At 29.0% G+C, this 4,848-nt stretch carries 11 protein-coding genes; 1 reads left to right on the top strand and 10 read right to left on the bottom strand.

The annotated features are described in order from the left end of the window. The 10 genes from ACO409_RS10220 to ACO409_RS10175 form a co-directional block, all read right to left on the bottom strand. Positions 1-330 (bottom strand): antA/AntB antirepressor family protein (locus tag ACO409_RS10220; RefSeq protein ID WP_485556957.1); only part of this gene is annotated, 330 nt, incomplete at its 3' end. A gap of 51 nt (positions 331-381) precedes the next feature. Beyond that, positions 382-888 carry a dUTP diphosphatase gene (locus ACO409_RS10215; protein ID WP_485556955.1) on the bottom strand — a complete coding sequence of 169 codons (507 nt, stop codon included), beginning with the start codon at positions 886-888 and terminating at the stop codon, positions 382-384. Next, positions 888-1,115: a hypothetical protein gene (locus tag ACO409_RS10210; protein WP_485556953.1), complete on the bottom strand. Its 228-nt coding sequence runs from the start codon at positions 1,113-1,115 to the stop codon at positions 888-890. Before ACO409_RS10210 ends, ACO409_RS10215 begins: the two co-directional genes overlap by 1 nt. Then, a complete protein-coding gene (locus ACO409_RS10205; protein WP_485556951.1) occupies positions 1,108-1,440 on the bottom strand; it encodes a RusA family crossover junction endodeoxyribonuclease in 333 nt (110 codons plus the stop codon). The genes ACO409_RS10210 and ACO409_RS10205 overlap by 8 nt, the downstream gene beginning before the upstream one ends. Positions 1,441-1,529: 89 nt before the next feature. Beyond that, complete coding sequence (locus tag ACO409_RS10200) at positions 1,530-1,727, bottom strand: hypothetical protein (protein ID WP_485556949.1); 198 nt, start codon at positions 1,725-1,727, stop codon at positions 1,530-1,532. A 39-nt stretch (positions 1,728-1,766) separates the two neighbouring features. Continuing rightward, on the bottom strand, positions 1,767-2,282 hold the full coding sequence (locus ACO409_RS10195; RefSeq protein WP_485556947.1) for a hypothetical protein: 516 nt from the start codon (positions 2,280-2,282) through the stop codon (positions 1,767-1,769). A gap of 93 nt (positions 2,283-2,375) precedes the next feature. Continuing rightward, the gene (locus tag ACO409_RS10190) at positions 2,376-2,507 is read right to left on the bottom strand and encodes a hypothetical protein (protein WP_485556945.1); all 132 of its coding nucleotides are present in this window, start codon (positions 2,505-2,507) and stop codon (positions 2,376-2,378) included. Between the two features lie 8 nt (positions 2,508-2,515). Continuing rightward, entirely contained in the window at positions 2,516-3,181 is a 666-nt protein-coding gene (locus ACO409_RS10185) for an ATP-binding protein (protein WP_485556943.1), read from the bottom strand. Then, positions 3,168-3,980, bottom strand: coding sequence for a helix-turn-helix domain-containing protein (locus tag ACO409_RS10180; RefSeq protein ID WP_485556941.1), 813 nt, complete (start codon positions 3,978-3,980; stop codon positions 3,168-3,170). Before ACO409_RS10180 ends, ACO409_RS10185 begins: the two co-directional genes overlap by 14 nt. 110 nt (positions 3,981-4,090) lie before the next feature. Next, positions 4,091-4,306: a hypothetical protein gene (locus ACO409_RS10175; RefSeq protein ID WP_485556939.1), complete on the bottom strand. Its 216-nt coding sequence runs from the start codon at positions 4,304-4,306 to the stop codon at positions 4,091-4,093. 54 nt (positions 4,307-4,360) lie between these two features. Here ACO409_RS10175 and ACO409_RS10170 point away from each other — a divergent pair, with 54 nt between their 5' ends. Then, on the top strand, positions 4,361-4,744 hold the full coding sequence (locus tag ACO409_RS10170) for a hypothetical protein (RefSeq protein WP_485556937.1): 384 nt from the start codon (positions 4,361-4,363) through the stop codon (positions 4,742-4,744). The last annotated feature ends 104 nt before the right edge of the window (positions 4,745-4,848 follow it).

Here is a 4,848-nt window from a genome sequence, read left to right as displayed (position 1 = left end):
AATCATTTCGGGACTGTTCCACATATTTTCGCATTCAATAAAATATTTTCTTATTACCTTCCCTTTTTCATTGTTCTCAATCATAGCCAGTTCTTTTGCCATATTTATTTTCAAAAGATGATCCGTATACTCACTTGCATTCCCTTGAGCTGTTACTTTTTTTTGAGTAATAGCTACAAAGTCAATATTTTCAGTAAATCCATACTCCTTAACTCTTTTATTTATCCAGTCGTTGTATCTAGTTTTCACTTCTAGAAATTTATGCAATTCCCTACCACTTACAACTTGTTCATTATTTTCATTTATCTCAATTTTTATCAATTCATTCATCAACATTCCTCCTAATTTTTTCTTATGCACTTTAACTTGTACATGCACAAGTTAATAACTTTCTTTCGTTCTCTCGTTCATATTTTTTAACCATTTTTCGTGATGTATTTTTAAAAATTCTTCTTCGGTTGCTCCTAAACGCTCTGCAACAAGCAATATGATTGAAAAATGTTCATCAGTGTTGTATAAAGCTGTTAAAAAATCAAGTAATTTTGTAAAGCTGCAACTTTCTTGTGTAAAAAGTTCTTTCTTGAATCTAATGTCCTTGTTTTTTATTCTGCTATTAAAACTATCGTTATTTACATAACTCAAAGAAAAATGTAACATATCTGACAACTCTTCCAATGCCCTTTGTTTATTAATTTCTTTAGTGCTATTCTTCCAGTAGTTCCAATCACTTTTTACTTCCTGTAAAAATTCTCCTAGCTCTGTATGATAAGCTAGTCTTATTAATTCAAGTTCACGTTTTCTAAGTGTTTTCTTCTTATCAAACTTCTCATCCAGCGTTGCCTGTCTTTTCAGTAATTCCTCTATATCAAACTTTTTTAATGCTTCCATCACTCTTCCAGTTCCTTTCTTATTTTTGTTAAATTTATAATGTTTGTTATTATTATTTCTCGTTCTTTTTCTAAATTAAAATTTGTTCTCACACTTTTGATAAAAAAATCCACTAATTCACCTTCTGTATAATTTCCTTTTTCTAGAACAGCTGCACAATGTCCAGAATCTATGTTATTAAATTTATCCATAGACTTAAATGATATAAGATATGTTATTTCATTCATTTTCTAATTCCTCCACTTCTATTTCCACTTTATCAAATCCACAGCCAACCAACTTTTTAACATTTAGTTCTTCTATTTGTGAATCATCTTCATAAACAATTTCAGTCATCGAATCCAGGATCGCTTTATTGTAGTTATCTATATCCCTTTTTCTTTTATCTTTGAAATAAAGCCGTATATGGACTTTTAAACCACTAGTCAAAGGTTCATACCTAAATTGCTTTTTTAGCTCATCACAGGCTAAATTTTCAAAGATTTTGCCCCTTTTAGACTTGTATCTTCCACTCGGTTTATTTATCCATAATGAATTTACGGATGGTGGCATTGTGGATAATTCCAGCTTAATCACTATAAATCACCTCATGCACCTTCAAAATTCTTAAAGGTTCTTCAATTTTCCAACCTTTTTTATTTTCAAAATCTATCACTATTACTTTTGCTTTTACATTTTCTTTTAGCATTTATTCCTCCGTGTCTTATTTTTTTCAATTCATTTCTCAAATGCTCAACAAAAAAATCAATTTCAAAATCTGTTATATTTACAAGTTTTTCTTCAATTTTTTTCGCTGTTTCAAAACTAATTTGCTTCGCCAATTCCAATTCTTTTGTCATTTCTATTTATTCCTTTCTATTCTTTTAGTGTTATTCTTATTATTCTTCCTTGATTTCTATTTTTGAAAGTATTTTCAATAATTTTTCCAGTTCATAATTTCTGAAAGCATAATTCAAATAATCAACTGGATTTCTGTAATGATGTCTGTTGCATTCTATATGCTCCCTGCAGGCTTTCTCTGTCAAAAAAGCATTGCTGTAAACATATTCAAAATCTCCATTCACACAGCTAAGTCCAATATTTCTGTTTTCTAAATCTTCCAAAGAAATATTCCCTATTTCCTCTAATGTTTCAACATCGTCATCATCCGTATATTCTCTTAAAATAGACTTCAGCTCTTCCACACCTTCTTGAGTCCATTCAAAAATTCCCAATACCTCGCCTTCATATTCTGCCCGAAAATAATCCCCTTCATTTGCATCTGCTTTAAACTTTTCATGCCTAACTTGATAAAACCTAGGATTAGCAGTCATTCTGCTGCTTTGTGTATTTAATTCGTGTTTCAAGTTACTTAAAAACTTTATTTCATCTGCTGTTAAATTATTTATTATCATTTCATTTCCTCCTGATTTTATATACTTTGTTTATTTTTTTTCATCTTAATTTTCAAAATCTTATCAATCCGTTCAATCTCTTTCCTGTTTTCATCAATCTGTGTTCCATTTGCTTTTATTTCTTCTGCTATTTCTGTCATTTTCCTGTTTAGTTATCTTATTCACTTCTCTTAAGCTGTCGTTCTCGACGCTTAGCCTGTCTTTTTCTCTTTTTAAATTTTGCATTTATCCTCCTAATACAATTCCTCAAAGTCTTTTTTGTATAAATCTTTTCTTCGGCTTTCCCAGCTAAAAATATATGTTTTACATTTGCTGCGGATTCTGTCTAATAATTTATCACTGCCGTTTATGTTAAAAAAACTTGATAATTGCTTAGCATCTAAATTTGTGTTTATTATCAAAGGCTTGTTATTTTCGTAAATAAAATTAAGAATCATAAACATTTTTTCTTTTCCCCAGTCGCTTAAAAATTCATTTCCCAGGTCATCAAAAATTATCAATTCCGCTTTGGATAATCTGCTGAATAAAAAATCATCATTCTCATTTTCAAAACTTTTATAGCTTTTTCTGATTTCTTCTAGCAAATCAGATAGAGTTGTCTTGTAAACAAGATATTTTTGATTCAAAGCATTTATTATGCAGGTTGTATAATAAGTTTTGCCAGTTCCAGGATTGCCGCTCATTAATATTCCAAGCCCTTTTTGTTTGATTATTTCAAAGTTTTTGCAATACCTCTCAAATGACTTTTTAAATTCCATTTCCTTGGTTGATTTGACTTCTGCATTCTCAAATCTTTTATGCCAATCCTGTTCCGTTAATTTTGATAAACCCATATATTTTTTAATATCTTGCTCTTTAAAAATACTAGCTGATACACTTGGAGCACTAATTCCAGTCATCGAATCCCTTTGAGTAGTCTGGCTTATAATCATTGTGCTTGTCAAACCCCTTTTTCTCGACATTTTCTGTATAGCTTCTCTTATTCCCTGTGTTTCCATTTTTATTTCCTCCTAAATTATTTTTATAGTTTTCTATCCATTCAGGTTCTAACCCTGTCCATTCTCTTTCTTTTGCAATTTCTATTGCCTCTGCAAGTTCAATTTCACTAGGAAAATCTTTCAAAATCTTTTTTAGAGGCCTTAATGTTTTTATATTTTTACGTATTTCTTTACGATATTTTATATATTCAAAAATTAGAGTTTTGTATTTTTCTGTTTTTTCCAATGAATTTACAAAACATTCCAAATTATTAAATTTTTCTTTTTTATATTTTTCTTTATGGGTATTGTTGATTGGGTATTGTTCTATGGGTATTGTTAGAGTGTCGTTTTTGTCACTATTGGAAGTGACATCAGTGTCATCTAGGGAAGTGACATTGTTGTCACTATCATTTTTGTCATTATCTAATTTGTCACTATTAAGAGCAACATTTTTTAAATAGTAAACATTAGTTTGATTAAATCTTCTTTTCTTTTCAATTAGCCCTTTTTCTTCTAACTTTTTGATGTATCTAATAACAGTTCTTTTATTTTTCCCTATACTTTCAGATAATTTTTCTATGCTTGGAAAACATTTCCCATCTTTATCTGTAAATCTAGCCAGTATCATATACATTGCCTTTTCTTCAAAGGACAAATCCGTTCTGTCAATCAATTCGTTTTCTATCCAAAACCAGCCTCTTTGTCTTATATCTCTCATTTTTTCCTTTCCTCCACCTACATCTTGTGTTTTTCAACAGCTTGTGCTATAATAAACACAAGATATAGTATTTCATATTTTTTTTAGCACTCTTCGGAGTGCTTTTTATTTTATTTTTTTAATCCTTTGAACTCATTCTCTATCATTTTTTCTATTATATAAAACTCATCTTCAGTTACACCTTCATCTTCAATTATCTTCAAAACTTTTAGACTTATATCATATATTCTTTTTATATTTTTTCCTGGTTCAGTATATAATTGTTGTATTCTTGGATTCGATGGCTTAGAAGTTGCTGGCTTAGGATTTGTACCTCTCATTTGCATTTTTTTACCTCCTTTTTTGTGCTATAATATTAACAAAAACAAAGGAGGACTATTATGAACTCTATTGATTTGAAAATATTAAAATATATTTCTGAAAAGAAAAAAGTTAGTTATAACAATTTATTAAAACGATTCAATTATCACTCAAGAGATGTTTTAGATATAAGGATCAATAATATTCTTGAATATGTCTCAAATTATTACGACAATAACATTAATGACGATATTATTGAAATTAATCCTAACGGCATCACTTTCCTTGAAGATTTTAAACTTGAACGCAAAAATAAATTTATTACTGAACTTAAAATCTTTTCACTTAAAATTTTAACTTCTATTTTTGTTCCAATAATAACAAGTATTTTAACAACGATTGTCATATGGTATCTAATAAACCATTGGAAATGGTTCGCTTTGATTTTTAAAGCTACTAACTAAAATATCTAGCCAAAATATACAATGTTATTATTGATGTTGCTACTGATAAAATTATTTGTAGCAATATTTTTTTCCAGTTCATTTATCTCACCTCCCTTATTTCG

Source organism: Leptotrichia sp. (genome assembly GCF_057270615.1).
The sequence above is the reverse complement of the archived record's forward strand: the minus strand, read 5'-3'. Positions and strand labels throughout refer to the sequence as shown.

Bases quoted from the DNA above. Each gene is read 5' to 3' on its own strand.
- ACO409_RS10195 (WP_485556947.1), bottom strand. From the start codon at position 2,282: ATGATAATAAATAATTTAACAGCAGATGAAATAAAGTTTTTAAGTAAC.
- ACO409_RS10190 (WP_485556945.1), bottom strand. From the start codon at position 2,507: ATGCAAAATTTAAAAAGAGAAAAAGACAGGCTAAGCGTCGAGAACGAC.
- ACO409_RS10180 (WP_485556941.1), bottom strand. From the start codon at position 3,980: ATGAGAGATATAAGACAAAGAGGCTGGTTTTGGATAGAAAACGAATTG.
- ACO409_RS10185 (WP_485556943.1), bottom strand. From the start codon at position 3,181: ATGACTGGAATTAGTGCTCCAAGTGTATCAGCTAGTATTTTTAAAGAG.
- ACO409_RS10200 (WP_485556949.1), bottom strand. From the start codon at position 1,727: ATGACAAAAGAATTGGAATTGGCGAAGCAAATTAGTTTTGAAACAGCG.
- ACO409_RS10205 (WP_485556951.1), bottom strand. From the start codon at position 1,440: ATGCCACCATCCGTAAATTCATTATGGATAAATAAACCGAGTGGAAGA.
- ACO409_RS10175 (WP_485556939.1), bottom strand. From the start codon at position 4,306: ATGCAAATGAGAGGTACAAATCCTAAGCCAGCAACTTCTAAGCCATCG.
- ACO409_RS10170 (WP_485556937.1), top strand. From the start codon at position 4,361: ATGAACTCTATTGATTTGAAAATATTAAAATATATTTCTGAAAAGAAA.
- ACO409_RS10215 (WP_485556955.1), bottom strand. From the start codon at position 888: ATGGAAGCATTAAAAAAGTTTGATATAGAGGAATTACTGAAAAGACAG.
- ACO409_RS10210 (WP_485556953.1), bottom strand. From the start codon at position 1,115: ATGAATGAAATAACATATCTTATATCATTTAAGTCTATGGATAAATTT.